We start from the raw sequence: 24,928 nt of genomic DNA, 5'->3' as shown, positions 1-24,928 counted from the left end.
AAAGGAGTGTTCGACAAGCACGAGAAAGCGCATCACGGCAAGGGGCGGTTTCGAAAATGCGAGACAATGCTCGCATGCCGATCGCGACCCGCTGCCACCAGCACCCCATGCGTGACTTGCCGGCGGTTATAGAGGATGGGATCTCCGGAGAGATCGCTCATCCTACCATCGGCTTCCCGCACGATCAAATCCGCCGCCGCAAGGTCCCAATCATGACTGTTGCCGCCCGCAAAAGCCGCATCCAGCGCGCCATGGGCGACCCGGCACAGACGCAGCGCGAGCGAACCGATTCGCGGATGCAGCTTGATCTCGCCCAGTGACGGCTTCAGGCGTTCGACCAGGGGCTTCGGACCCGCGACACGCGAGAAGTCGAGCTCGGATCCCGCCGTCGCCCGCACCGGCACGTCGTTGAGGGTCGTGCCCTGGCCGCGGGCGGCGAAGAAGAACTCATCGCTCGTCGGCGCGAACACCGCGGCGAGGATGGGCGCGGCATCCTCGACCAGCGCGACGCTGACGCACCATTCGTCATGGCCATTGAGGTAGTTGCGGGTGCCGTCGATGGGATCGACGATCCAGGTCAGCCGCCGCGACAGCCGCACCTCGTCGTCGGCGCTCTCCTCCGACAGCCAGCCATAGTCGGGCGTCGCTGCGCGCAGGCGCGCTTCCAGGAGATCGTTGACGGCAATGTCGGCTTCCGAGACCGGCGAGGACGCGCCCTTGGTCCACTTCTTCAGCTCGGTGCGGAACATCGACCGCGCCAGTGCGCCCGCCTCCCGCACCGTGTCTTGCAGCAGCGCCGCGTCGCGCGCCGGGATGATCGCGCCAGTTGCGTTCGCGTCAACGTCCGCCAAGCGTCAAACCCTCGATGCGCACCGTCGGCGCATTGACGCCGTAGCGGAACTCGAGATTGTTCGCCGGCTGCATCGACTTGAAGATCTCGAACAGATGGCCGGCGATCGTCACCTCGCTCACGGGATAAGTGAGTTCGCCGTTCTCGATCCAGAAGCCGGAGGCGCCGCGGCTGTAATCGCCGGTCACGCCGTTGACGCCCGAGCCGATCAAATCGGTGACGTAGAAACCCTGCTTGATGTCGGAGATCAGCTCGGCCGGGGTGGGCGTGCCGGGTTCAAGATGCAGATTGTACGGCCCGGGCGACGGCGAGGAGGAGACGCCGCGATGGGCGTGGCCGGTGGTGGTGAGACCGAGCTCACGCGCGGTGGCGCAATCGAGCAGCCAGGTCGTCAGCACGCCTTCGTCGATCAGCGCGATCTTCTTCACGGCAACGCCTTCCGCGTCGAACGTCTGCGAGCGCAGGCCGCGTTTGCGCAGGGGATCGTCGATGATGCGGATGTTCTTGGCGAACAGCTGCTGGCCGAGCTTGTCCTTCAGGAAGCTGGTCTTGCGCGCGATCGAAGCGCCATTGATGGCGCCGACGACGTGACCGACCAGCGAGCCCGCGACGCGCGGATCGAACACCACAGGCACCTTGCAGGTCTCGACCTTGCGCGGATTGAAGCGCGCCACGGTGCGCTCGCCCGCGGAACGGCCGACGATCTCCGGCGACAAGAGGTCCGCACCATGCGGCGCCGAGGTGAAATCGTAGTCGCGCTCCATGCCGGTGCCGTCGCCGACAATGGCAGTGGCGGAGATGCCCTGGCTGGAACGCAGATAAGAGCCGTGGAAGCCAGTGCTGGTGACGAGCACCATGCCGCCCATGCCGGCGGAGGCCGAAGCGCCGCCGGATTTGGTCACGCCCTTCACACCGAGCGCCGCAGCCTCGGCTTCGAGCGCGCGGCGCTCGAGTTCGGAGGTCGCGGGCACGTCAGGATCGAGCAGATCGAGATCGGGGAAGTCGCGCGCGAGCAGTGCGGGATCGGCCAGGCCGACATATTTGTCGTCGGGCGCGACGCGCGCCATCGCAACCGCTCGCTCGGCAAGCTTGGTCACGGCATCGCCGCTGGCGTCGTTGGTCGAGACCACCGCCTGACGCCGGCCGACCAGCACGCGCAAGCCGACATCGTCGCCCTCGGAACGTTCGGATTCCTCGACCCTGCCGTCGCGGACCTCGACGCCTTGCGAGACGCCACGCACGGCGACCGCATCGGCCGCATCCGCGCCGGCCCGCCTGGCCGCCTCCACCAGCCGCTGCGCGAGATCGGAGAGCGCAGACTGGTCGAACAGGTCGCGGCTGGCTATGGACGAATCCTTGGGCGAAAGCGTCGAGCTTGGTGAAGGGTTCACAAACGAAATCCTGTTGGGGCGGGCTGCGGGACCGGAACCCACAGATGTGCCCTGATCGCGCGGACTTCAAGCATTTTCAGCCCACCAAAAGCTCAGATTCGCACCTTGCGCGCAACGTCTCGTCAATCATGCGCGCCAAGGTCTTGTCAATCATGCGCGGCGGTGAGGTTGGATTAACCAGCCTTTTTAAGCGGTTTCGGAAAGCCGCGCGCTAAGGTCCTCGCATCGACCGGGAACATAATCCCGGCGGGGAGAACTAAAGCCGTGAGGCGTCAAACAGCAACAAGCGGGATCGCTCCCGCCGGGTCGAGCCGCTCCCTGCGGCTCGACCCCCTTTCCCTTCCGGTTCGCTTCGATGCGCATGATCCGCGCGCCGACGGATATGTCCGGCAGATCGAGCTTCATCGCGAACGCGTCGTGCTGCACCGTGCCGTCCGCGGCATGCGGATGGCGATCAACGTCCGCGTCAGCGACTTCATCGGCGTCGCTCTGCGCGGCAACGACGAGGCCCAGACCCTCGTCCTCGTGCATCGCGATCCCTCGCTCTCCATTCCGCTGCTGGTCAGCGCCGATGGCGACGAACTCGTTGAGGACTGGGCGATCTGGAGCGAGCTGTTCGCACTTCCGCAGCTCGACGAAGGCGCGCGCAAACCCGCGCCGCGCCGCCGCCGCGCCAACGCGATCCGCCACCGCCGTCCGAAATTTCTGATGCGTCGCCGCACCGGTGTCGCACGGGAATTGTCGGTGCATCGCGATGAGCACGAGATCATCGCCCGGAGTTAAGCCGCCCGCATCACCGCGTCGGCCAGCAAGCCGGCAAACAACAACAGCCCCGCATCGCGGTTCGAGTAGAACAGGCGCTTGCAGAGATCGCCGTCGCTGATATTCAGCCGCGCGATCTGCGAGGCCAGATGCACGGCGAATGCCACAAGTCCGAGCCAGGCCGGCCAGCGCGCATCGCCCGACGCCAGCGCCACGCCGATCAGCAGCACCGCCAAGCCGTAGAACAGGATCAGCGCCTGGTGTGTATGCGCGCCGAACAGGCGCGCGGTGGACTTGATGCCGATCAGCGCATCGTCCTCGGCGTCCTGATGCGCGTAGATCGTGTCGTAGCCGATCACCCAGGAAATCGCGCCGGCATAGAGCACGAGCGCGGTGACGTCGATCCGCCCGAAGGTGACGGCAAATCCCATCAGGGCGCCCCAGGAGAACGCGAGCCCGAGCACGGTCTGCGGCCACCAGGTGATGCGCTTCATGAACGGGTAGATCGCGACGATCAACAGTGAGGCGATGCCGGTCAGGATCGCGAAGCGGTTGAACTGCAGCAACACCACGAGCCCGATCAGCGCTTGCGCGACCATGAAGGCCAGCGCCTGCTTCGCGCTCACCTGGCCCGACGGCAACGGCCGTGAACGGGTGCGCTCGACCTTGTCGTCGAGGTCACGGTCGGTGATGTCGTTCCAGGTACAGCCTGCTCCCCGCATCACGAAGGCGCCGACGAAGAACAGGACGATGGTGAGCGGCAGGCCGCGGACGTCATGCGCCATGCCGGCGGCGAGCGCCGCCGACCACCAGCACGGCATCAACAGGAGCCAGGAGCCGATCGGACGATCGAAGCGGGACAAGCGCAGATAAGGCCGCGCCCATTGCGGTGCGCGCGTATCGACCCAGTTGCCGGTGGAATCGGCAACTCGGGCGGATGTGTCGCTCATCGGGTCAGGACATTGCCGTTGAGTGTGTCGAAGGTGCTGCCGCCCTTCTTGCCCGCATTCGCCTCGGGCGCCGAGCCCGAACCCAGCACTTCGCTCAGCGACGGACCGGCCGGACCGCGCGGCTGGTTCTGCATCTGCTGCGCAACATTGCAGACCTTCGCGGCCATCGCCTCGGTGTTCTTGTGGCCGTCCTTCATCTGCGCGCCGATTTGCGCCGGAATCCCGCACTTCGAGGCGTTGGCCTCGATGTACTTGATCATCTTGGTCTCAGCCTGGCTGAAGTTGCGGATCAGCTTGCAGGCCTCGTCAGGCGGGGCGTGACGGTCGCTCGCGGCCTTGATCAGCTTGCCGCGCTTTTCGGCATCCTCGCGCAGAGGCATGAAGGCCTTCATGCAGTCCTCGCCGGGACCGGCTTGCGTCGGCGGGGCCGCGCTGAAGGCGCCGGCGCCACCGACTGGTGCGGCGCCGTTCACGGGAAAGGACGATTGCGGCGCGCCGCCGACGGAGGCGACGGGCGCCGAGCCATTCACGGGCGGGAAGGCGGAACTCGTTGGGGCCTGGCCCGGCAGCGGCGCGGGGAAACCCTGCGCATAGGCACACACGGCGCCTATCGTGACCATGGCGGCAGTGATCGGAACCATCAAATGACGGATCATCAAGGCAGTCTCTCCGGCAGGAGCTTGCGGGGTTCGGCGTCTTCCCAATTGAAGCGCAATCAGCGTGCTCGCGATTTTACGATTCCCGCCGGCCCTTAACAACCCGTTGAATAGGGCAAGAGCGCGGCGCGCCGACGCACCAATTTGGCAAAATTTACCCCGAAAGTATTGCTTTCGGTTAAGAACGGCGGCAAATCGGACCCTTGAACGATGCCTTCCCACGATTTCCGCGGCCCCCGCCTGTTCGTCGATGCCCCCCTTGCCCAGGACGGCAGGGTCGAGCTCGACCGCCACCAGAGCAATTATCTCGGCAATGTGCTGCGGCTTTCCGCCGGGGCCGAGGTTTTGGCGTTCAACGGCCGCGACGGCGAGTGGCAGGCCGCCATTGAAGGCCGCAAGCGGCCGGACGGCCTCGTCATCCTCCAGCAGACCCGGCCGCAGGACCGGCTGCCCGACCTCGCCTACGTCTTCGCCCCGCTCAAGCATGCCCGGCTCGACTACATGGTGCAGAAGGCCATCGAGATGGGTGCCGCCAGCCTTCAGCCGGTGCTGACCCGGTTTACCCAGGCTTCCCGCGTCAATACCGAGCGGATGCGCGCCAATGTCGTCGAGGCGGCCGAGCAATGCGGCATTCTCAGCATCGCCACGGTTGCCGAGCCGGTGCCGCTGGAGCGCTTCCTCAGCCAGCGCGCCGCCGGCAGGCTGCTGATCTTCTGCGACGAGGCGGCGGAGCTCGAAAACCCCATTCAGAGCCTGCAAGGTGCAGGCGCTGCGGAGGGAATCGACGTGCTGATCGGCCCCGAAGGCGGCTTTGCCGAGGAAGAGCGGGCGCTGCTGCTGCGGCAGCCGAAAATCCTGCGGCTGGCGCTGGGACCCCGGATCATGCGGGCCGACACGGCTGCGGTGGCCGCGCTGGCGATGGTGCAGGCGGTACTGGGCGACTGGGGTGGCGAACGCGGCTAGGCAAGCATTGGTTGGCCTTCCGGCTGCCGATCATCTGAGCAGCCCAAGGCCACCGAACCAGGTAGGGGCGACCGCACCGTGCTATTCGTCTCGTAGCGATCGGTTCAGAGTCTCGGAAGGCAACTCTCCGAAAGCCTCTCTATAGCTCGCTGCGAACTCGCTGAGATGCCAGAAACCATGCGCAAGCGCACAGGACTTCACACTCCGGCCCGCTCGGCCGGTGCGCAGTTGCTTGCGCACCGACCAGAGGCGCAAGACCCGGCTATAGCGATGAGGGCTCATGCCGCAGATGGCACGTGTCGCACTCTGGAGAGTCCGGACCGACACGCCCGCCTGCTCCGCCAGTTCGGTCGTCTTGTGCCAGATCATCAGATCGCGCCGAATCAATTTCTCCATATCGGCTACGATCCGCCGATAATGCTCGGTGGTGGATGACACAGGTCCGCTTGCGACGCTGGACCAGATCGCCGCATCCATCGTGCTGAGCAGTGACTGTTCGACAATCGTTTGCGAAGCCGGCTCGTTCAAGAAGTCTGGGTCATTTGCTGCGGTTTCAAGCGATGTCGAGATCAGACGGCGTAGCGAGGCAAGCACGTCCGGCGCCGGATTCAGCAAATGGCATCCATCGCCTAATTCAGGCAATGGCTCCCGCCCGGATGGACTGAAATAGACCACTGCCAGCAGACGCCCCTCCGGCTCATGCACCAGGCAATCTGAATCACCTTTCAATACGAGGACAGAACCGCCCATCGATTGCCCGTTGATGCGGGCGGAGGTCACGTGATCCATCGGGACCGCCACTGCGGCAGCATTGGTGAACTGATAGCCGCGAATGATCCGGGGGAAGGTTTTCAATAGCGACAGGGTCAGGGTCGGCAAGGTGAGCCGGGCACGCATGATCGCGGTAGCCCCGGCCGACAACGGCATGCTCGACGCGCCGGCGTATTTCTCGGTCTCGCCGAAATGATCGATGTCATACGAATTGAGCTCGAGCGCCGAGGACGGCTTGAGATCCTGGAACGACATCAAGCGATCCGCCGCTCCCTTTTGCATTCCCTCGCGAGCAGGGACTAGACGGCTTTGATCCATGTTCTGCTGCTTACCTGGCCTTCTTCTTGGAAACGGCGACTTTAGCGCCACGCAGATCATCCGGCCCGTTGAAGCCGGCGTGCCGCAGGTCGCGCGGCATTGAGAATGGCATGAACGATCAAAAGGTCGAGTGGATCGAATTCGTCATAGTGCCGGAACATCTCGCAGATCGAAATCAGCGGCCAGCGCGTGTCACGAGACCGACCGTATATCGTCTGTTGCATTGCTATGAATCGGAAACCAACTTTTGCATTGTAAACGAAGGTTCCGCGAACGGATCGTCCCCCTACCCAAATTGAGTATGTGACCGGTGGAGCATTCTGAAGCGGGCCGAGCAGCTCGCGGATGAAGTTGCGATCGAGGCGGCCGAGCTTTCCGCCCCTGGAAGCGCCCCAGAGACGTCCCTGCCCCGAAATGAATGAGGGTGAGGGCCACCCTATCCATCTGGGTCGACGCAGTGGGATAAATAGGTGCTATATTACCTGAATTGGCGCGAGACCTAATTTAAGTTTCGCCTCCTGTGATGACTGCGCGTCGCGCCGACGCTGTTAAGCGATTGATCCTTTGGAGGTCGAAACCGCTTTCGGGCCATGCTAAGGCCTGCGGCAATTCGCTCCCCTTGCTTGCCCTGCCCGGTTCCACCGGGACGATGGACCCCGAGATGACCACGACTGCCACCTCAAATGCTGCCGGCTCCGCCGCCTGGGCGGATACGCTGCTGCTGTCGTTCGCGCAGGCCGGCTATGTCAGGGCCGAGCCCGCGATCCTGCAACCGGCCGAACCGTTCCTGGACCTCTCCGGCGAGGACATCCGCAAGAGCCTGTACCTGACCACGGACCTCTCCGGCGAGGAGCTCTGCCTGCGGCCGGACCTGACGATTCCGGTGGCCCGCGATTACCTCAGCTCTGGCCGTGCTGGCCAGCCGGCCGGGTTCAGTTATCTCGGCCCGGTGTTTCGCTACCGCAACGGCCAGAGCAGCGAATTCCTGCAGGCCGGCATCGAATCGTTCGGCCGCCAGGACCGCGCCGCGGCCGATGCCGAGATGCTGGCGCTGGCGCTGGAGGCGACCGCCGCCTTCGGCGTCCGCGACGTCGAGATCCGCACCGGCGACGTGGCGCTGTTCAACGCGCTGCTCGACGCGCTCAACCTCTATCCGGTCTGGCGCCGCCGCCTGGTCAAGGATTTCAACCGCAAGATCAGCCTGGAGCAGGACCTGGGGCGGCTGGCAGCCGCGACCACCGCGACCCGCAGCGAATATGAGGGCGTGCTCGCGGCGCTCGCCGGCTCCGACCGCAAGGCGGCACTCGCTTTCGTCACCGATCTGATGTCGATCGCCGGCACCACCAATGTCGGCGGCCGCACCACGGCCGAGATTGCCGACCGCTTCCTCGAGCAGTCGACGTTGAAGGGCGGCGCGCTGCCGCGCGAGGCCATCGCTGTGCTCAAGCGTTTCCTGTCGATATCGGGTAATCCCGATGACGCCGTCGCGGAGCTGCGCGCGCTCACCAATGATGCGAAGCTCGATCTCAGTGCTGCGATCGACCAGTTCGAAAGCCGGGTCGGCTTCATGGCCGCGCGCGGCATCGATGTGAAGGGGACGCGCTTTTCGACCGCGTTCGGACGCGGGCTCGACTACTACACCGGCTTCGAATTCGAGCTGCATCACCGCGGCAACGGCGCCGAGCCGCTGGTTGCCGGCGGCCGCTATGACGGGCTGATGACCCAGCTTGGATCGGCCGAGCCGATCCCTGCAGTCGGTTTCTCGGTCTGGGTGGATGCGCTGACCCGGATCGGCCGCAAGGTGGGAGCTTAAGTCATGAGCGCGCCATTCGTTCTGGCCGTTCCTTCCAAGGGCCGCCTTCAGGAAAACACCGAGGCCTTCTTCGCCCGCGCCGGGCTCAAGCTGTCGAAGGCGGGCGGCGCCCGCGACTATCGCGGCACGCTCGCAGGCCTCGACAATGTCGAGGTGGCCTATCTCTCGGCAAGCGAGATCGCCTCGCAACTGTCCCGCGGCTCGGCGCATCTCGGCGTCACGGGCGAGGATCTGGTGCGCGAGACCATCGCGGACGCCGACAAGCGCGTCTCCCTGATCGAGGGCCTCGGCTTCGGCTATGCCGACGTCGTCGTCGCGGTGCCGCAGGCGTGGATCGACGTCCGCACCATGGCCGACCTCGACGACGTCACCACCGGCTTCCGCGAGCAGCATCACATGCGGATGCGGGTCGCGACCAAGTTCATCAACCTCACCCGCGCCTTCTTCCAGAATCAAGGCATCGCCGATTACCGCATCGTCGAAAGCACGGGCGCGACCGAAGGCGCGCCAGCCGCCGGCAGCGCCGAGTTGATCGTCGACATCACCACGACAGGCGCGACCCTCGCCGCCAACGGATTGCGGGTGCTCGACGACGGCGTGATCCTGCGTAGCCAGGCCAATCTGGTGGCCTCGAGGGACGCCGATTGGTCGCCGCAGGCGCGGGAGACCGCGCGAATCATCCTCGATCACATCGCGGCGCGGGCGCGGGCCAACAAATACCGCGAAGTCCGCACCCGCTTCCGCCAGTGCGACGCGGCCATGCTCACCGAGGCCCACGAGCGCTTCGGCGTCGAAGCCCCGTTCGGCGGGCCGACCTCGTCAGGCATGCTCACGCTGCACTGCCCGCCGGGCCAGCTCTATGTACTAGCGAGCTTCCTGCGCGCCCATGGCGCCGAGACTGTCTCGGTGGTTTCGCTGGATTACGTGTTCGACCGGGACAACCCGCTGTTTGCCAGGCTCGAGGCGTTCCTGCGGCAGTGAGCCCAAAGTTTGTTGAGCAATTCCGTTCAGCGTAGCGACAGCAAACGGCAGCTACCATATGCTGTCGAGATGACCTTGAACGCCTCTGGAACCTTGATCGATGACGCTGGGCTCTGACGTTTCCGGCATGACGACCACCGCGGCAAGCGCCGCCGCGAAGGGACTGTCGATTGTCGTCCCCGTCTACAACGAAGCGGCGGGCCTCGCCGCCTTGCACCAGCGCATCTGCGATCTCGCAAAGACCTTGCGGGAGCGCTACCGCTTGGCTTGCGAGGTCGTCTATGTCGACGACGGCAGCGCGGACGCGACGCTGTCGATCGCCCGCTCGCTGCCGGCCGACGCGGTGGACGTCCAGGTGGTGTCGTTGTCGCGCAATTTCGGCAAGGAGGCCGCGCTGATGGCCGGCCTCGACCATGCCCGGCTCGGCGCGGTGCTGTTCATGGATGGCGACGGCCAGCATCCGCCGTCGCTGGTCGAGCGACTGGTGCGGCACTGGATCGAGGACGGCTACGACGTCGTCTATACCGCCAAGGCGCATCGCGACAACGAGCCCTTCCTGCGGCGGCTCGCCGGACGCGGCTTCTATGCGCTGATCAATTGGGGCGCGCGCCAAAAGATTCCAGAAGACGCCGGCGACTTCCGCCTGCTTTCGCCACGCGCGGTCGCAGCACTGAGGCAGCTGCCGGAGCGCAACCGCTTCTTCAAAGGCCTTGCGAGCTGGATCGGCTTCCGCCAGATCCGCGTCGATTACGAGCCCGCGCCGCGCACCCATGGCGTGACAACCTTCAGCGCCGCGCGTCTGCTTGGTCTTTCGATCGAAGGCGTGACCTCGTTCTCGGTGGCGCCGCTGCGCTTCGCGAGCCTGCTTGGCGTGATCCTCGCCGGCGGAGCGTTCCTGTTCGGTCTGTCCATCCTCTGGGAGGTCTTGACCACCGGCAAGCAGGTGCCCGGCTATCCCTCACTCGTGATCGGCCTGATGACGATCGGCGGCGTGCAGCTCATCATGATCGGCATCGTCGGCGAATATATCGGCAAGATCCTGTCCGAGCTGAAGGCGCGCCCGATCTACTTCGTCGCCGAGCACAGTGAAAAGCATTTCGAGTCCGACAAGGCCCAGGACGCTTCAAGCCTGGACACCTCGAACAGGACGGCGGCCGAATGAGCACGGCCGCGCCGCCGCGGCGGATCTGGCTCTGCGCCGACGATTACGGCATCAGCCCGGGCGTCAATCGCGCCATCCGCGACCTGATCGAACGCGGCCGTCTCAACGCCACCTCGGTGATGATGGTGGGCCCTGCGGTCGAGCGCAGCGAGATCGAGGCGCTCCAGGCGGCGGCGCAAGCGAGCCCGCGCTGCGCGATCGGATTGCACGTGACATTGTCGGCACCGTTCCGGCCGCTCACCATGCATTTCCGCCCGCTCGACGGCGACATGTTTCTCCCGTTTCCGAAGCTGCTGCGCGCGGGTCTTGCGCGAAGGCTCGACCGCGAGTTCTTTCGCAACGAGGCCAAGGCGCAGCTGGCAGCCTTCGCGAAAACGTTCGGGCGCGCGCCTGACTTCGTCGACGGCCATCAGCATGTGCAGCTCTACCCACAGGTGCGCGACGGCTTTGTCGATGCAGTCGCCGAAGCCGCGCCAAATGCCTGGGTGCGCCAGGGCGGCCGCGATCTGCCGCTGATGCAGCGGCTGGCCTCACCGAAAGCCATGGTGCTCGATATCCTCAGCGCGCAATTCCGCCGCCGTGCCGGCCGCGCGGGCCTGAGCTTCAATCCCGGCTTCGCCGGCGCCTATGATTTCACGCAAGCCGCCGATTTCGGCGCGCTGATGCGGCAATTCCTCGAAGGCCTGCCGGATGGCGGCCTCATCATGTGTCATCCCGGCTTCGTCGACGACATCCTCACCGGTCTCGACCCGATGACCGCTGTCCGCGAGCGCGAGCACGCCTATCTCGCCGGCGATGCCTTCGCGCGCCTGCTGACGGACAGCGGCGTCACGCTGGGGTGAAACCGGTGAAAGTTTGCGAGAAAGCAGCCCGCGAGGCAGCTTGTCGCATACCGAAATTTAATCCTGCCGGCACTGTTGGGGCCACAATGGAACCCTACATCTGCCTCGCGCTTGTTTTGCGCAAGGGAGACTGACCATGACGCCGCAGGAACGCCAGCTCGTCGACGAGCTTTTCGACCGGCTTTCGAAACTGGAAAATGCACCGCGCGATCCCGACGCGATCGCCGCGATCTCCGACGGCCTCCGCAAGGCGCCCGGCGCGATCTATGCGCTGGTGCAGACCGTGCTGTTGCAGGACGAGGCGCTGAAGCGTGCTCACAATCGCATCCAGGAGCTGGAGGCGGGGCAAGCGCCCGAGCAGGCGCAGTCCGGCGGCTTCCTGGACACCATGCGCGACACGCTATTCGGCGGGGGTCCGTCGCGCGGCTCGGTTCCGAACGTACCGCCACGTGACTCGCGGCCGGTCTGGAACAGCGGCCAGGCGATGCAGCAGACCCAGCCCGGTTACGGCCAGCCGCCTTATGGGCAGGCTTACGGTCAAGGACCAAATCAGGGTCCAGGGCAAGGCTATGGCGCGCCGCCGGTCGGCGGTGGCGGCGGCTCGTTCCTCGGCACGGCGGCGGCAGCCGCGGCCGGCGTCGTCGGCGGCTCGCTGCTGCTGTCCAGCATCCGCGGCATGATGGGCGGATCGCATCAGCAGGCCTTCGGCGACACCAATGCCCTGGGCGACCGCAGCGCTGGTGGAAGTCCCTGGAGCGGCAGCGATCAGTCCGGCGGCTCACTCGCGCGCGATGCCGGCCTCGACGACATCGGCTCGAACCGCGACCGCGGTGATGCGTCCCGCCAGGGCTTCGCCGACCACGCTTCGAACGACGACCAGAATTACAACGATCAGAACGACAATGACGACAATGTCGACCTCGCCGACGACAGCGATTTCGGCGGCGGCGACGATGGCGGCAGCGATTACGCCTGACGCTATTTATCCTTGCTCCAAACGAGAACGGCCGCCGATGAGGCGGCCGTTTTTGGTTCCGAGCAATATGCGCCTACATCACCACGACCTTGGTGCCGACGTTGACGCGGCCATAGAGGTCGATGACGTCTTCGTTGCGCATGCGGATGCAGCCCGAGGAGACGTTGGTGCCGATGGTCCAGGGCTCGTTGGAGCCGTGGATACGGTAGAGCGTCGAACCGAGATACATCGCGCGCGCGCCGAGCGGATTTTCCGGGCCGCCTTCCATGTGCCTGGGTAGGTCGGGGCGGCGCGCGATCATTTCCGCCGGCGGGGTCCAGGCCGGCCATTCGCGCTTGGCCGTGATCGACTTCACGCCGGACCAGGTGAAGCCGGGACGCCCGACGCCGATGCCGTAGCGCATCGCCCGGCCGTTGCCCTCGACGAGGTAGAGGAATTTGTTCGGCGTATCGACCACGATCGTGCCTGCGCTTTCGTTGCCGCTATAGTCAACGAGTTGTTTCTCGAATCTCGGGTCGAACTGACGCTGCCGCGGATCGACCGCCTCCTGCTGGAGACCTGCGCCCTGCATCTGCGGCTCGCCCATCGGCGGCAGGCGGCGCTGGTCATAATAACCTGGCTGCTGCTGATACATCGGCTGCTGCGGAGCGTAGGCCGGACCGCGACCGGGCCCGTCGCCGAATATGAACTCGATGAAGCCGCCGCCCATGTTTGAATTGGAGGCGACCCGGACCGGCGCAGGCGGCACCTGCGGCTGGTAGAGCACCGCGGGCGGATCGTTCGGCACGCTATTGTCGAAAGCGCTGGCGCTGTTGGCGCCCGCAATGAAGGTGCAAGCGCTGCCAAGCAGCGCGACAGACATTTTCTTGAACATCGACGTACTCTGTACTGTTTCGTCTAGATCACATGCGTCGTGGCGAGGTGATGGCTGATCCGCTCCCGCGACGTGGTCAATAAAGAGCAAAAGCCGGTTTGTTTGGTAAACGGAAACGCCATTTCGATTCACCACGTCGTCGGCAGCGGTGCTATTTGGCGATCAGCGTTTATTTTCGATGAACGCCGCGCACCCATGGTTAATCGCCCGTTTGCAAGCCGTCGCGCACAACCGCACGACAGTTCCGGCTGTGAACTTCGTGTTAAATCGCTTCTGCCTACAAAGACGCGTGAGTGAGGTGGGGGGAGTTCTTGATGGCTATTCACCGCAAACGTTTTCGTGTCGAAGAGGCTATTGTCGGCGAGATGCCAAGCCCCGAAATGATTGAGGAGGCTGCGCCGATGCATAGCGAGATCATGGCCGAGTTGCGTGCGATCCGTGCACAGATGGCGAAGGGGACCGCGCCCCTGTCCGGCAGCGCCGCCATGGCCGCGATCGACGCCTCCACCGCCCACGAGCTCTCCGAAGCCCGTACCATGCTCGATACTTACCGGGCGCAGATCGAGCAGTGCGAGAAGCTGAAGGTCGAGCTCGACCTCATCCACGACGCCATCGACCGTACCAAGCGCGAGATCGCGACACTGCATGGCAAGAGCTTCGACGGCGGCGAAATGGCCAAGGTCAATGGCGAGCTCGGCGCGGTCGTTGGCGGCACCGAACAGGCGACCCAGCAGATCCTCGAAGCCGCCGAGTCGATCGACCAGGCGGCCAGCGCGATGGCCAAGGTGCAATCGGCCGATCAGCAGAAGCGGCTCGCCGACGATATCCAGGAACGCGTCATCTCGATCTTCGAAGCCTGCAACTTCCAGGACCTGACCGGCCAGCGCATCAGCAAGGTCATGACCACGATGAAGTTCATCGAGCAGCACATCAACTCCATGATGGAAATCTGGGGCGGCGTCGACGCGATCAAGTCCCACGTCGTGCCGCAGGTCGACACCCGCAGCGACGACGACAAGCTTCTCAACGGCCCGAAGCTCGCCGGCGACGTCGGCCACGCCTCGCAGGACGACATCGACGCGCTGTTCGACTGAGCGGACGCGACACTCTGAAAAACAAAACGCCGGCGCAAGCCGGCGTTTTTTTCGTCATTGCGAGCGAAGCGAAGCAATCCAGCCTGGGTCCGCGGAGGCAGCCTGGATTGCTTCGTCGCTTCGCTCCTCGCAACGACGAGTTGGCTAGGCCGGCGCCCCGATCACGCCCTCGGCGCGCAGCGGACGTAGACCATGTTGCCGTAGCGGGTGGCGGCGTCCTTGTCGATGAAACGGGTGATGAGGACGCGGCCATCGAAGGAGACGATCTCGCGGTCCTGATCGCCGGGCGTCGGACCCGCCGGCCCGATATAGTTCTTGCCGCTGGGCGAACCCTTCAGCCGCAGCTCCTGCGGTGTTGCCTGGTCCGCCAGATGCATGATCACGCCGCCGGAGGAGCCGGCGGTGATCACGTAAGGATTTTTGCATTGGGCCCGGGCGGCAGCCTCGGTGCGGGCGCGGTCGGCCGGGTTCTGGAACGAGGCGAGGCCCCAGCGCCCGACGATCTCGTCGGCGCGGATCGACGCGGGCATTTCGGGGCCGGTGCCGGGCTCGGCCTCGGGGGGCGGTGAGGACGAAGAAAAGGACGGCAGGCTCATGCCGCCGCCGCAGGCGCCAAGCAGCAGCGCCATGCAAGAAGCCATCGCCAGATTGGCGACCGTGCGCGCGTGAGCTGAACTGATCATGGCATTCCCCCGGACAAAACCATGGCCGCACCCCTTACGCAGCCAAGCGCAAAACCGCTGCCGGAGCAATGACGTCCTTTAATACGCCGGCGCCCCGAACAAGTTTCCAATGTCACCATCCTATATCCGTCTCACCAATCGCTTAACCACCTTTGCTTGACAGGATCGCGGCCAAGCCATATTCCCGGACGCACCATTAGCACTCTGAAAGATGGATTGCTAACGCGCGCCGATCGATCCTCGGGAAGGGTGGACGGAAGCGCCGCCCGCCCACTGCCTCTCCTTCCGAAGCGAGCCTCCAAAGGGAAACGTCATGACTAAATCCAAATTTCGTCCGCTGCATGACCGTGTCGTGGTCAAACGTATCGACGCCGAGTCAAAGACCAAGGGCGGCATCATCATTCCGGATACGGCCAAGGAAAAGCCGTCCCAGGGCGAAGTCGTCGCCGTCGGCCCCGGTGGCCGCGACGAGGCCGGCAAGCTGATCCCGATCGACCTCAAGGTCGGCGACCGTGTGCTGTTTGGCAAGTGGTCGGGCACCGAGGTCAAGATCGACAACGATGAGCTCCTGATCATGAAGGAGTCGGACATCATGGGCGTGATGGCCTAAGGCCAGACGCCTGAACGGCCGCTGAATGCATGCCCGGGTCACTCGATCCGGGCATGCATCATTCCGCCGGGTTCGATCGCGGACCCCGGGATGAGGCGACCCAATAAGCAAGACACATCACGAAACAAGAGGAATTGCAGACCATGGCTGCCAAAGACGTCAAGTTTTCCGGAGACGCGCGCGATCGCATGCTGCGCGGCGTCGATATTCTCGCCAACGCCGTCAAGGTGACGCTCGGCCCGAAGGGCCGCAACGTGCTCATCGAGAAGTCGTTCGGCGCGCCCCGCATCACCAAGGACGGCGTCACCGTCGCCAAGGAGATCGAGCTTGAGGACAAGTTCGAGAACATGGGCGCCCAGATGGTGCGTGAGGTCGCCTCCAAGACCAACGACCTCGCCGGCGACGGCACCACCACCGCGACCGTGCTGGCCCAGTCCATCGTGCGCGAAGGCGCCAAGTCGGTTGCGGCCGGCATGAACCCGATGGACCTCAAGCGCGGCATCGACATCGCGGTCGCGGCCGTCGTCAAGGACATCGAGAAGCGCGCCAAGCCGGTCGCCGCCTCCTCCGAGGTCGCCCAGGTCGGCACCATCTCGGCCAACGGCGATGCCGCCATCGGCAAGATGATCGCGCAGGCGATGCAGAAGGTCGGCAACGAGGGCGTCATCACCGTCGAGGAGAACAAGTCGCTCGACACCGAGGTGGACATCGTCGAGGGCATGAAGTTCGACCGCGGCTATCTCAGCCCCTACTTCGTCACCAACCCCGAGAAGATGACGGCCGAGCTCGAGGATGCCTACATCCTCCTGCACGAGAAGAAGCTGTCAGGCCTGCAGGCCATGCTGCCGGTGCTTGAAGCCGTGGTGCAGTCGGGCAAGCCGCTCGTCATCATCGCCGAGGACGTCGAGGGCGAGGCGCTGGCCACCCTGGTCGTCAACCGCCTCCGTGGCGGCCTGAAAGTCGCCGCCGTCAAGGCGCCGGGCTTCGGTGACCGCCGCAAGGCCATGCTCGAGGACCTCGCGATCCTCACCGGCGGCCAGCTGATCTCCGAAGACCTCGGCATGAAGCTCGAGAACGTCACGGTGAAGATGCTTGGGCGCGCGGGCAAGGTGGTGATCGACAAGGAGAACACCACGATCGTCAAGGGCGCCGGCAAGAAGCCGGAGATCGAGGCCCGCGTCGGCCAGATCAAGGCCCAGATCGAGGAGACCACCTCGGATTACGACCGTGAGAAGCTCCAGGAGCGCCTCGCCAAGCTCGCAGGCGGCGTCGCGGTGATCCGCGTCGGCGGCGCCACCGAGATCGAGGTCAAGGAGAAGAAGGACCGCGTCGAGGACGCGCTCAACGCCACCCGCGCCGCGGTGCAGGAAGGCATCGTCCCCGGTGGCGGCGTCGCGCTGCTCCGCGCCAAGAAGGCGGTCGGCCGTCTGACCAACGCCAATGCCGACGTCCAGGCCGGCATCAACATCGTGCTGAAGGCGCTGGAAGCCCCGATCCGCCAGATCTCCGAGAACGCGGGCGTGGAAGGCTCGATCGTCGTCGGCAAGATCCTGGAGAACAAGTCGGAGACCTTCGGCTTCGACGCCCAGACCGAGGAGTATGTCGACATGGTCGAGAAGGGCATCATCGACCCCGCCAAGGTGGTGCGCACCGCGCTCCAGGACGCCGCGTCGATCGCCGGCCTGCTGGTGACCACCGAGGCCATGGTCGCCGAGTCACCGAAGAAGGACGCCGCGCCCGGCATGCCGGCCGGTGGCGGCATGGGCGGCTTCTAAGCCGTCCGTTCCATTGCAGTGTTGCGAAGGCCGCCTCCGGGCGGCCTTCTTTTTGCCGATCATGGCCCGTGCTTTCCAATTCAACCGGCGGCCAAAACCCACTACGGTGACGCCCGATTCGAATTGTTTGGGCATGATCTCATCGGAAAACCGCTGCACACTTTTCCGGATCATGCCCCATTGCCCCGGGGATTTCGTCGATGCGCCCGCTTCTGTTTTGCTCCACGGCCGTTCTGGCGGCCCTGCTTGCAGTTTCGCCTGAGGTCGCATCCGCCCAGATGAAGCTGGCGCCCAAGGCCACGGCGCCGGGCGGCGCCGAGACGCGCTATTTCACCTCGATCGACGGGCTGATGGACGGCAATGCCGACGTGATCCTGAAGGAGACACGTCAGGGCAAGACCGTCACCGCGGCCGTGCTCGACGTCTGTTATCCCGTCGCGAAGAATTCCGACCGCAAGGACCGCTTCATCGTCAATCTCCAGGTCGCGGGCCAGAACCTGACGGGTACGACGCAGAGCCTCGGCGCGAAGGCGCCGGTCACCGTCAAGCTGCTGCGCAAACAGGCCGGAGACACGTTCGAATTCCGCGGCCAGATCAGCATTGGCCAGGCCGTCACCGAGGTCACCTCGCCCGACAATTCCGATCTCAGCGAGAAGGAATTCCTCGACAATCAGACCTCCGACGACGGCATCACGCCGCAGCCGAAGGATTTCACCGACGTCTCACCGGAAGCGATCGCGGTCAAGGTCAAGGTGGATGCCGCGACCGAGTTCCTGAAGAGCCTGAAGGGCCAGGACGTCGAGGTGACGCTGGCGAGCCTCACCGTCGGCTGCGACGCGCTGCGCGCGGGCGAGCAGACCATCAACATGTCGGTCGATCCGGAGCGCGCCGGCGCGCTGCTGGCAAAATTCAAGGCGATGCCCGGTGTCACTGCCGCGGGCTGGACCGCGGGCATGATCGAGATGGACCGCACCATCCGCATTCCCGCCGCCGACTGGCGCGACGGCGACAAGATCAACCGCGACAAGCTCGCGGCCGCGGTGGCTGGCGTGCTGAGCAGGACGCTCGCGGCAAAGCCGGTCTCGCAGAGCTTCAACCCGGCGACCGGCAAGCTCAAGCTGGTGTTCAAGCGGCCGAACCTGGATTTTCCCGCGCTCGAGCTCACCGACACGATCGAGGTTGCGGGTCTCGTCTCGCCCGACAAGCCCGGCACGACCGACAAGCTCATGCTCTGGGTCGGGAGTCCCGCGACCACGACCACTGACGAGAGCAGCGGCGCCAAGCTCAATCTCTCGGACGAAGCGACCGCCGACGAGGAAGGCGATCAGCCCGATGACAACGGTTCGGTCGAGGCGCTCGCCAAGGAACTGAAAGGCCAGCGCTGGGACGCCGACAAGTCGGTGTGGAAGTGACGTAACCCGCACATCAACTCTCGGTCGTCGCCCCGCTTGACCGGGCGACCCAGTACTCCGAGACGATTTTGATGCATCGAGAAGCTGCGGCGTACTGGATTCCCCGCTTGCCGCCTACGCTAAAGCTTCGGCGCCCCTGGACCTCAACCCCGGCGAAGCCTTGGCGTAGCCGGGTCGCGGGGAATGACAGCGGTGGCTAATTGCCGTTGACGCGGAAGCGCAGCGGCTTGGGGCCGACGAGCGTGAGCACGTCGCCCTGGCGCTTCCAGGTCTCGACGCTGCCGAGGGCCGCAACGAGATCGTCGTCGGCCTGCGCTCGCGCCGGCGGGCAGGAGCGGTCCTGGATCTGGCCGGGGACGAAGATCACGGTGTTGCCGGCAACCGAGAATTGGCCCTTGCCGCCCTTGCACCAGAGCTCCAGCACGACCTCGCCATTGTCGCCGATCTCGATGTTCGGAATCCGCTTCGAGCCCGGCTGCGGCAGCGCCTCCAGCGTCATCTCGGTGCCGAACGGAAAACCGTCCTCCGCACGCGCAAGCGTGGACATCGCGAGCATTGCAACCGCCGCACACACCGTCTGCCTGAACGAAACCATGAGACCTCTCGACCGACTTGATTTGCGGCACCTTCTATAAGACAGCGGCGCCGTTGAGAAGGTTCGCCCGTGCGCCACGCGAAAATCCCCGCGAGGACCAACCTCGCGGGGATTTGGGTTGAAGCGGGGCGTGGCCTGCTACTTCAGCACCATCGCCGTGAACGGCCAGACATAGGCCTGCAACGTCACGAACACGCCGACCAACGAGGCCAGCACGATCGAGTGCCAGAACACGAAGCGCAGGATCGTGCCTTCGTGCCCGTACCAATTCGTCGCGGTGGACGCGACCACGATCGACTGGGCGTCGATCATCTTGCCCATCACGCCGCCGGACGAGTTCGCCGCAGCCATCAGGATCGGCGACAGACCAAGCTGCTCGGAGGTGATCTTCTGAAGATTTCCGAACAGAACGTTGGAAGCGGTATCCGATCCCGTTAGCGCCACGCCCAACCAGCCGAGCAGTGTGCCGAAGAAGGGATAGAGCACGCCTGTTGCAGCAAAGGCGAGGCCGAGCGTCGCGTCCACGCCGGAGAGCCGCGTTAGCGTGCCGATCGCAAGCATCGCCGAGATCGTGATCAGCGAGATCGCGCAAAGCCGGATGGTGCGCCCGTATTCCGTCAAGAGCCGGCCAGGACCGACGCCCATCAGGAAGCCTGAGATGATCGCCGCAATCAGCATGCCCGTGCCGGTGAACGAGAGATAGGTGAAGCCGAACACCGCGCTCTCTTTCGTCGGCCCCGGCGCGACCGGCGGCATCTTGTTGATCATCTGATGCAGCTCGGGAACGGGGTAGTTCCAGGTAAAGATCGAGTTCGCCCAAGTCTTGAATCCACCATTGCCCCAGATCAGCATCACGATACAGACGATGATCCACGGCAGCAGCGCGCTGAACAGCTCGCTCTGCGTCAGCGGCGTCTTGTCCATCGGTTTTGCGGCGGCCATGGTGGCGGCCAATTCATCGCGGCCGCGCAGCGCAGGGGACAGCCAGAGCTGCCTCGGCTGCCAGACCTTCAGGAACAGGATCAGCGCGCCCATCGAGATCAGCGATGCGCCGATGTCGACGATCCAGGGATTGATGAAGTTCGAGATCACGAATTGCGGGACCGCGAACGACACGCCGGTGACCAGGATCGCCGGCCAGACATCCTTCATGCCCTTCCAGCCCGCGAACGCCCACACCACCCAGAACGGCACGATCAGCGAGAAGAACGGCAATTGCCGGCCGACCATCGCGCCGAGGATGTAGGGATCAAGCCCGGTGACCGAGGCAAGGCCCTGGATCGGGGTGCCCAGCGCCCCATAGGCGACCGGCGCGGTGTTGGCGATCAGCGACAGGCCGCTTGCTGCAAGCGGCGAGAAGCCGAGGCCGATCAGGACGGCGCCCGTGATCGCGACCGGCGTGCCGAAGCCCGAGGCACCTTCGAAGAAGGCGCCGAACGAGAATGCTATCAGCAGCAATTGCAGCCGCCGGTCCTCGGTGACGCCGCCGACCGCGCGCTTGAGCAATTCGAAGCGTCCGGTGCTCACCGTCACTTGGTAGAGGAAGATGACGTTGAGAACGATCCAGCCGATCGGGAAGAACCCGGTGACGATGCCCAGCACCGAGGCGCGGATCGACATGTTCGCGGGCATGGTGAAGACGAAGATCGTGATCAAATTGGCCACGATCACGGCGATGACCGCCGCGATATGAGCCTGGACGCGGCCGCTCGCGATCAGGACCAGCAATGTGACGACAGGGACTGCCGCCGCGATCGTCGACAGCACAGGGCTGTGCAACGGGTCATAAACTTGATTCCACATGGTCTTCCTCCCCCACGCATGTGTGCTGCAGGCGGCCCGCGTGGACAGCCGATCCTGCTTGGCGTTGAAGCGATAACCCCCGAGCCCGACGCGAATTCCTCGCGAATGCAGCGGTTCCCGTCCGCTCACAAGCTCGCGAAATCCCGAAGGCCCCCGCCCCGCGCCGTTGAGCCCATGCTAGGGTTGCAAGCTGCGACAAGCCAACGCAAATTGCAGGCCTTGCGACTTTAGTCTAAGCGCGCCGATTTCCGCCGTCGTCCCAAGTCTTTGGCCCCTGGCAGTTGTGCACATCCCCTCAGGAGACTCAGCTCTGTGAAGAACATCAGCGCCACGCTCGCGATCGTCTGGCGAATCGCCGCCCCATATTTCCGGTCGGAGGACAAATGGGCCGGCCGCGGTCTGCTGGCCGCGGTCATCGCGATGGAGCTGGCGCTGGTCGCGATCGACGTCCTGGTCAATCAATGGCAGAACCGGTTCTACAGCTCACTGCAGGCAAGTGACTGGGATAGTTTCGTCAGGGAGATCTGGATCTTCATTGGCCTCGCCTCCGCCTTCATCGCGCTGGCGGTCTACAAGCTGTACCTGAATCAGTGGCTCCAGATCCGCTGGCGGCAATGGCTGACCCGGCACTATCTGGGCGAATGGCTGCAAGGCGCCACCCACTACCGCATGCAGCTCAAGGGCGATGCGGCCGACAACCCGGACCAGCGCATCACCGAGGACGTCAAGAACTTCGTCGAGCAGACCCTGACTATCGGGCTCGGCCTGCTCTCGTCGATCGTGACGCTGTTCTCGTTCGTGATCATCCTCTGGGGGCTTTCCAACGCTGCGCCGTTGCACCTGTTCGGCGCCGATCTCATGATCCCCGGCTATCTGTGCTGGGGCGCGCTGGTCTACGCGATCTTCGGCACTGCGTTGACGCACTGGATCGGCGCTCCGCTGGTCAATCTCAATTTCGAGCAGCAGCGCTTCGAGGCCGACTTCCGCTTCAACCTCGTCCGCGTTCGCGAGAATTCCGAGCAGATCGCGCTACTCAAGGGCGAAGGCGCCGAGCGCGGCCGGCTGCTGGAGCGCTTCGGCTTCGTGATTGGTAATTGGTACGCCATCATGAGCCGCACCAAGCGCCTCACCGCGTTCACCGCGAGCTATCAGCAGGCCGCCGTGATCTTTCCCTACGTGCTGGTGGCGCCGGCCTTCTTCGCCAAGAAGATCCAGCTTGGCGACATGATGCAGACCGCCTCCGCCTTCTCGAGCGTACAAGGCGCACTGTCCTTCTTCGTCACGGCGTACCGGTCGCTGGCGGAATGGCGCTCGATCGTCGCGCGCCTCGACGGCTTCGAGATGTCGGTCGATGCGGCCGCGAATTTGCCGCCGCACGAGCCTGCGATTGCCCTCAAGGTCGCCGGCGGCAATCGCAATATCGCCCTCGAACAGCTCTGCGTGAACCTGCCGAGCGGCACGCCGCTGGTCGCCGCCGACGCCTTCTCCGTCCAGACGCCGGAGCGCGTGCTGGTGACCGGACCGTCGGGCTCCGGCAAGTCGACGCTATTCCGGGCCATCGCCGGCATCTGGCCGTTCGGCACCGGCAGCATCTTCGTCCCGGAAAAGGCGAAGCTGATGATGCTGCCCCAGCGTCCCTATTTCCCGGTCGGTGTGCTGCGCGACGCGGTGGTTTATCCGGCCGCGCCGGGCGCATTCGAAACCTCCCGTGTCAGGGACGCGCTGATCGCCGTGGGGCTGCCCGACCTCGCCGAACGGCTCGAGGAGGACGGTCATTGGAACCGGATGCTGTCGCTGGGCGAGCAGCAGCGCCTCGGGCTCGCCCGCGCGCTGCTGCACGCCCCGGACTACCTGTTCCTGGATGAGGCCACGGCCTCGCTGGACGAACCGTCCGAGGCCCGCCTGTACCGGCTGCTGGCGGAGAAGCTGCCGCAGGCCACCCTCGTCTCCATCGGCCACCGCTCGACGCTGGAAGCCTTCCATACCCGCAAGGTGACGATGGTGAAGCACGGCGCGATCCACGTCCTCGGTGACGGTGGTGTGCCGGTCGAGAAGGAGCCCAGCGCGGCACGCTGAGACGGCTCGACCGAGCCCTGAGGCTATTATGGCCCTTCGTTGCGGCCCTCCTTCGAGACGCCCGCCTTTGGCGGGCCCTCAGGATGAGGTCTGTCCTCGCGGTGAAATCTTTGACCCTTGGTGAGGAGCCCGCCGGAGGCGGGCGTCTCGAACCATGCAGGGCCCCGGCCCGGCGCCCCAAAGTCCCAAAGCAAAAGGGCGGCAGGTTTGCCCTGCCGCCCTTCATAAAGTCGCTTCGGGAAGAAGCTTACTTCAGGTTGCTCATCGCCGTCAGGTCGAACGACAGCTTGGCAATGCCGGCCGCGCCGCACCAGTTGGAGCCAGCGCCGCCCGGATTGATCGCGGTGACGTTGGTGGTACCGGTGGCGTTGAAGGCGCTGGTGAAGGCGTTGCAATCACCCTTGTTCAGGTCGGTGTCGGAGTAACGCAGGTCCAGCGTGAACACCTTGTAGGTGAAGCCGATGCCGATGTTCCAGGTGTTGTAGTCCTTGTACGGGATACCGTTGGCGAAAACGGTGCCCACGCCGGTGCCGTAGAAGGCGTCCGAAGTACCGAACCACTGCCGGCCGAACTCACCCGACACGTACATGCCCATGCCGGAGGGACCGAAGGCCGTGCTGGGCGCCGTGTACTTGGCGGTCAACGAAGCGTAGTTGCCCCAGGCACCCGAGTTCAGGAAGTTCGGCGAGTAGTACTCGGTCGCGCCGACCGTGAAGCTGTCGTTGATGGTGTAGATCACCTTGCCGTAGACTTCGACGAAGCTGACGTCCTTCTTCATGACGTTGCCGTCGGCGAGGAAGATCGTGGTCGTGCTGACGCCGCAGACGTTGCCGCCGGGAATGCCGCCGGTGAGCACGTTGTCGGCGCAGCTGCCGCCCGGATACAGGTAGCCCCAGACACCGATGTCGAAGGCGAAGGCGCCGAAGGTCGGGCGGATACCGCCGTAGATATCGACTTCAGCAGCGGCGCGATTGGCGAAGGAGATGCTCTCCGCGGACACGCCGACGTAGAGCTGGAGGTCCTTGTTGACGTTGTAGCGCGGCTCGAAATAGGCCGCGACCGACGGCTTGTGGTTCGACTGCGTGACGCCGCGGAAGATGTAGTCGCTCATGATGGCGCCGCCGAAGGCGATATCCCAGGGGTCAAACGCGACGACCGGCGGGGCCTTCAGCGCCTTCACTCGCATGTCTGCCGCGAAAGCCGAGCCCGTCACCATTGCCAGCGCCGTTGCCAACAAAGCCACTTTTTTCATTTCGATCCCCATCACCAGTTCTAAGACCCCAGCCGATCCCGGAAGCCCCCGGAACGCTCGACCTGATTGAAAATTTCGTAACTGCGGCAATTTGGATGGAGTGACGTAAACCGTGAAGCAAAAAACACGGGCATCTGCCGACTTTTTGGGCGTTCTGACGATTCTACGGAAGGTTGTCAGCCTGTGTGTCTTCTTGATCACATTATTTGCATGCCAAAGTGCACTGGGAGGCCCGGGTTAGTTGTGGAGCCTCAAGAGGTTGTCCACGGTCAGACCGAGCCTGCTGATGGGCGTTTGAGATTTTATCCCGGCGTGCGGC

Annotated in this window: 22 protein-coding genes; 12 read left to right on the top strand and 10 right to left on the bottom strand. The window is 64.7% G+C overall.

What is annotated here, in order from left to right:
• Positions 1 to 32: 32 nt before the first annotated feature.
• Both AC0L3P_RS36325 and AC0L3P_RS36320 read right to left on the bottom strand, forming a co-directional pair.
• Positions 33 to 851: an inositol monophosphatase family protein gene (locus tag AC0L3P_RS36325; protein WP_473308947.1), complete on the bottom strand. Its 819-nt coding sequence runs from the start codon at positions 849 to 851 to the stop codon at positions 33 to 35.
• Positions 838 to 2,241, bottom strand: coding sequence for a TldD/PmbA family protein (locus AC0L3P_RS36320; protein ID WP_473308946.1), 1,404 nt, complete (start codon positions 2,239 to 2,241; stop codon positions 838 to 840). Before AC0L3P_RS36320 ends, AC0L3P_RS36325 begins: the two co-directional genes overlap by 14 nt.
• Positions 2,242 to 2,505: 264 nt before the next feature.
• On the opposite strand from AC0L3P_RS36320, the gene AC0L3P_RS36315 reads away from it, so the two are divergent.
• Positions 2,506 to 3,024 carry a DUF6101 family protein gene (locus AC0L3P_RS36315; RefSeq protein ID WP_473308945.1) on the top strand — a complete coding sequence of 173 codons (519 nt, stop codon included), beginning with the start codon at positions 2,506 to 2,508 and terminating at the stop codon, positions 3,022 to 3,024.
• Here AC0L3P_RS36315 and ubiA read toward each other — a convergent pair.
• Complete coding sequence (ubiA, locus tag AC0L3P_RS36310; RefSeq protein WP_354061466.1) at positions 3,021 to 3,953, bottom strand: 4-hydroxybenzoate octaprenyltransferase; 933 nt, start codon at positions 3,951 to 3,953, stop codon at positions 3,021 to 3,023. The genes AC0L3P_RS36315 and ubiA overlap by 4 nt on opposite strands.
• Entirely contained in the window at positions 3,950 to 4,609 is a 660-nt protein-coding gene (locus tag AC0L3P_RS36305; RefSeq protein WP_473308944.1) for a hypothetical protein, read from the bottom strand. The genes ubiA and AC0L3P_RS36305 overlap by 4 nt, the downstream gene beginning before the upstream one ends.
• A 210-nt stretch (positions 4,610 to 4,819) precedes the next feature.
• Here AC0L3P_RS36305 and AC0L3P_RS36300 point away from each other — a divergent pair, with 210 nt between their 5' ends.
• A complete protein-coding gene (locus AC0L3P_RS36300) occupies positions 4,820 to 5,572 on the top strand; it encodes a 16S rRNA (uracil(1498)-N(3))-methyltransferase (protein WP_473308943.1) in 753 nt (250 codons plus the stop codon).
• Between the two features lie 81 nt (positions 5,573 to 5,653).
• On the opposite strand, the gene AC0L3P_RS36295 is transcribed toward AC0L3P_RS36300, so the two are convergent.
• Positions 5,654 to 6,598 (bottom strand): helix-turn-helix domain-containing protein, encoded by a 945-nt coding sequence (locus AC0L3P_RS36295; RefSeq protein ID WP_473308942.1) that lies wholly within the window; start codon positions 6,596 to 6,598, stop codon positions 5,654 to 5,656.
• Between the two features lie 724 nt (positions 6,599 to 7,322).
• Here AC0L3P_RS36295 and AC0L3P_RS36290 point away from each other — a divergent pair.
• The 5 genes from AC0L3P_RS36290 (at position 7,323) to AC0L3P_RS36270 (ending at position 12,435) form a co-directional block, all read left to right on the top strand.
• Positions 7,323 to 8,474 (top strand): ATP phosphoribosyltransferase regulatory subunit, encoded by a 1,152-nt coding sequence (locus AC0L3P_RS36290; protein ID WP_473308941.1) that lies wholly within the window; start codon positions 7,323 to 7,325, stop codon positions 8,472 to 8,474.
• A 3-nt stretch (positions 8,475 to 8,477) separates the two neighbouring features.
• Positions 8,478 to 9,455 (top strand): ATP phosphoribosyltransferase, encoded by a 978-nt coding sequence (gene hisG / locus AC0L3P_RS36285; protein WP_473308940.1) that lies wholly within the window; start codon positions 8,478 to 8,480, stop codon positions 9,453 to 9,455.
• A gap of 100 nt (positions 9,456 to 9,555) precedes the next feature.
• Positions 9,556 to 10,617 (top strand): glycosyltransferase family 2 protein, encoded by a 1,062-nt coding sequence (locus AC0L3P_RS36280; RefSeq protein ID WP_473308939.1) that lies wholly within the window; start codon positions 9,556 to 9,558, stop codon positions 10,615 to 10,617.
• Positions 10,614 to 11,459 carry a ChbG/HpnK family deacetylase gene (locus tag AC0L3P_RS36275; protein WP_473308938.1) on the top strand — a complete coding sequence of 282 codons (846 nt, stop codon included), beginning with the start codon at positions 10,614 to 10,616 and terminating at the stop codon, positions 11,457 to 11,459. Before AC0L3P_RS36280 ends, AC0L3P_RS36275 begins: the two co-directional genes overlap by 4 nt.
• Before the next feature lie 136 nt (positions 11,460 to 11,595).
• Positions 11,596 to 12,435 carry a DUF2076 domain-containing protein gene (locus AC0L3P_RS36270; protein ID WP_354208260.1) on the top strand — a complete coding sequence of 280 codons (840 nt, stop codon included), beginning with the start codon at positions 11,596 to 11,598 and terminating at the stop codon, positions 12,433 to 12,435.
• Positions 12,436 to 12,508: 73 nt separating this feature from the next.
• Here AC0L3P_RS36270 and AC0L3P_RS36265 read toward each other — a convergent pair whose 3' ends face one another.
• Complete coding sequence (locus tag AC0L3P_RS36265; RefSeq protein WP_275172387.1) at positions 12,509 to 13,309, bottom strand: L,D-transpeptidase; 801 nt, start codon at positions 13,307 to 13,309, stop codon at positions 12,509 to 12,511.
• Between the two features lie 314 nt (positions 13,310 to 13,623).
• Between AC0L3P_RS36265 and AC0L3P_RS36260 the strand changes: the two genes are divergently transcribed.
• A complete protein-coding gene (locus AC0L3P_RS36260) occupies positions 13,624 to 14,403 on the top strand; it encodes a protein phosphatase CheZ (protein ID WP_275172386.1) in 780 nt (259 codons plus the stop codon).
• Between the two features lie 161 nt (positions 14,404 to 14,564).
• On the opposite strand, the gene AC0L3P_RS36255 is transcribed toward AC0L3P_RS36260, so the two are convergent.
• Positions 14,565 to 15,086 (bottom strand): hypothetical protein, encoded by a 522-nt coding sequence (locus AC0L3P_RS36255; protein WP_275172385.1) that lies wholly within the window; start codon positions 15,084 to 15,086, stop codon positions 14,565 to 14,567.
• Between the two features lie 313 nt (positions 15,087 to 15,399).
• On the opposite strand from AC0L3P_RS36255, the gene AC0L3P_RS36250 reads away from it, so the two are divergent.
• From AC0L3P_RS36250 to AC0L3P_RS36240, 3 genes are all read left to right on the top strand, one after another.
• The gene (locus AC0L3P_RS36250; protein WP_007596954.1) at positions 15,400 to 15,696 is read left to right on the top strand and encodes a co-chaperone GroES; all 297 of its coding nucleotides are present in this window, start codon (positions 15,400 to 15,402) and stop codon (positions 15,694 to 15,696) included.
• A gap of 143 nt (positions 15,697 to 15,839) precedes the next feature.
• Positions 15,840 to 17,471 (top strand): chaperonin GroEL, encoded by a 1,632-nt coding sequence (groL, locus tag AC0L3P_RS36245; protein WP_027520435.1) that lies wholly within the window; start codon positions 15,840 to 15,842, stop codon positions 17,469 to 17,471.
• Between the two features lie 200 nt (positions 17,472 to 17,671).
• A complete protein-coding gene (locus AC0L3P_RS36240) occupies positions 17,672 to 18,883 on the top strand; it encodes a hypothetical protein (RefSeq protein WP_473308937.1) in 1,212 nt (403 codons plus the stop codon).
• 196 nt (positions 18,884 to 19,079) lie between these two features.
• Here the strand turns inward: AC0L3P_RS36240 and AC0L3P_RS36235 are convergent, their stop codons facing one another.
• Entirely contained in the window at positions 19,080 to 19,478 is a 399-nt protein-coding gene (locus tag AC0L3P_RS36235) for an META domain-containing protein (RefSeq protein ID WP_007614988.1), read from the bottom strand.
• Between the two features lie 138 nt (positions 19,479 to 19,616).
• Positions 19,617 to 21,281, bottom strand: coding sequence for an L-lactate permease (locus AC0L3P_RS36230; RefSeq protein WP_473308936.1), 1,665 nt, complete (start codon positions 21,279 to 21,281; stop codon positions 19,617 to 19,619).
• A 312-nt stretch (positions 21,282 to 21,593) separates the two neighbouring features.
• Here AC0L3P_RS36230 and AC0L3P_RS36225 point away from each other — a divergent pair, with 312 nt between their 5' ends.
• Positions 21,594 to 23,357 (top strand): ABC transporter ATP-binding protein/permease, encoded by a 1,764-nt coding sequence (locus AC0L3P_RS36225; RefSeq protein ID WP_275172380.1) that lies wholly within the window; start codon positions 21,594 to 21,596, stop codon positions 23,355 to 23,357.
• 247 nt (positions 23,358 to 23,604) lie between these two features.
• Here the strand turns inward: AC0L3P_RS36225 and AC0L3P_RS36220 are convergent, their stop codons facing one another.
• Positions 23,605 to 24,609, bottom strand: coding sequence for a TorF family putative porin (locus AC0L3P_RS36220; RefSeq protein WP_473308935.1), 1,005 nt, complete (start codon positions 24,607 to 24,609; stop codon positions 23,605 to 23,607).
• Positions 24,610 to 24,928: the final 319 nt, after the last annotated feature.

Source organism: Bradyrhizobium sp. WSM4874 (assembly GCF_055811835.1).
This window is presented reverse-complemented; position numbering and strand designations above follow the sequence as displayed.

Coding starts and splice junctions, on each gene's coding strand:
- ubiA (WP_354061466.1), bottom strand. CDS start 3,953: ATGAGCGACACATCCGCCCGAGTTGCCGATTCCACCGGCAACTGGGTC.
- AC0L3P_RS36305 (WP_473308944.1), bottom strand. CDS start 4,609: ATGATCCGTCATTTGATGGTTCCGATCACTGCCGCCATGGTCACGATA.
- AC0L3P_RS36300 (WP_473308943.1), top strand. CDS start 4,820: ATGCCTTCCCACGATTTCCGCGGCCCCCGCCTGTTCGTCGATGCCCCC.
- AC0L3P_RS36295 (WP_473308942.1), bottom strand. CDS start 6,598: ATGTCGTTCCAGGATCTCAAGCCGTCCTCGGCGCTCGAGCTCAATTCG.
- AC0L3P_RS36290 (WP_473308941.1), top strand. CDS start 7,323: ATGACCACGACTGCCACCTCAAATGCTGCCGGCTCCGCCGCCTGGGCG.
- hisG (WP_473308940.1), top strand. CDS start 8,478: ATGAGCGCGCCATTCGTTCTGGCCGTTCCTTCCAAGGGCCGCCTTCAG.
- AC0L3P_RS36280 (WP_473308939.1), top strand. CDS start 9,556: ATGACGCTGGGCTCTGACGTTTCCGGCATGACGACCACCGCGGCAAGC.
- AC0L3P_RS36275 (WP_473308938.1), top strand. CDS start 10,614: ATGAGCACGGCCGCGCCGCCGCGGCGGATCTGGCTCTGCGCCGACGAT.
- AC0L3P_RS36270 (WP_354208260.1), top strand. CDS start 11,596: ATGACGCCGCAGGAACGCCAGCTCGTCGACGAGCTTTTCGACCGGCTT.
- AC0L3P_RS36265 (WP_275172387.1), bottom strand. CDS start 13,309: ATGTTCAAGAAAATGTCTGTCGCGCTGCTTGGCAGCGCTTGCACCTTC.
- AC0L3P_RS36260 (WP_275172386.1), top strand. CDS start 13,624: ATGGCTATTCACCGCAAACGTTTTCGTGTCGAAGAGGCTATTGTCGGC.
- AC0L3P_RS36255 (WP_275172385.1), bottom strand. CDS start 15,086: ATGATCAGTTCAGCTCACGCGCGCACGGTCGCCAATCTGGCGATGGCT.
- AC0L3P_RS36250 (WP_007596954.1), top strand. CDS start 15,400: ATGACTAAATCCAAATTTCGTCCGCTGCATGACCGTGTCGTGGTCAAA.
- groL (WP_027520435.1), top strand. CDS start 15,840: ATGGCTGCCAAAGACGTCAAGTTTTCCGGAGACGCGCGCGATCGCATG.
- AC0L3P_RS36240 (WP_473308937.1), top strand. CDS start 17,672: ATGCGCCCGCTTCTGTTTTGCTCCACGGCCGTTCTGGCGGCCCTGCTT.
- AC0L3P_RS36235 (WP_007614988.1), bottom strand. CDS start 19,478: ATGGTTTCGTTCAGGCAGACGGTGTGTGCGGCGGTTGCAATGCTCGCG.
- AC0L3P_RS36230 (WP_473308936.1), bottom strand. CDS start 21,281: ATGTGGAATCAAGTTTATGACCCGTTGCACAGCCCTGTGCTGTCGACG.
- AC0L3P_RS36220 (WP_473308935.1), bottom strand. CDS start 24,609: ATGAAAAAAGTGGCTTTGTTGGCAACGGCGCTGGCAATGGTGACGGGC.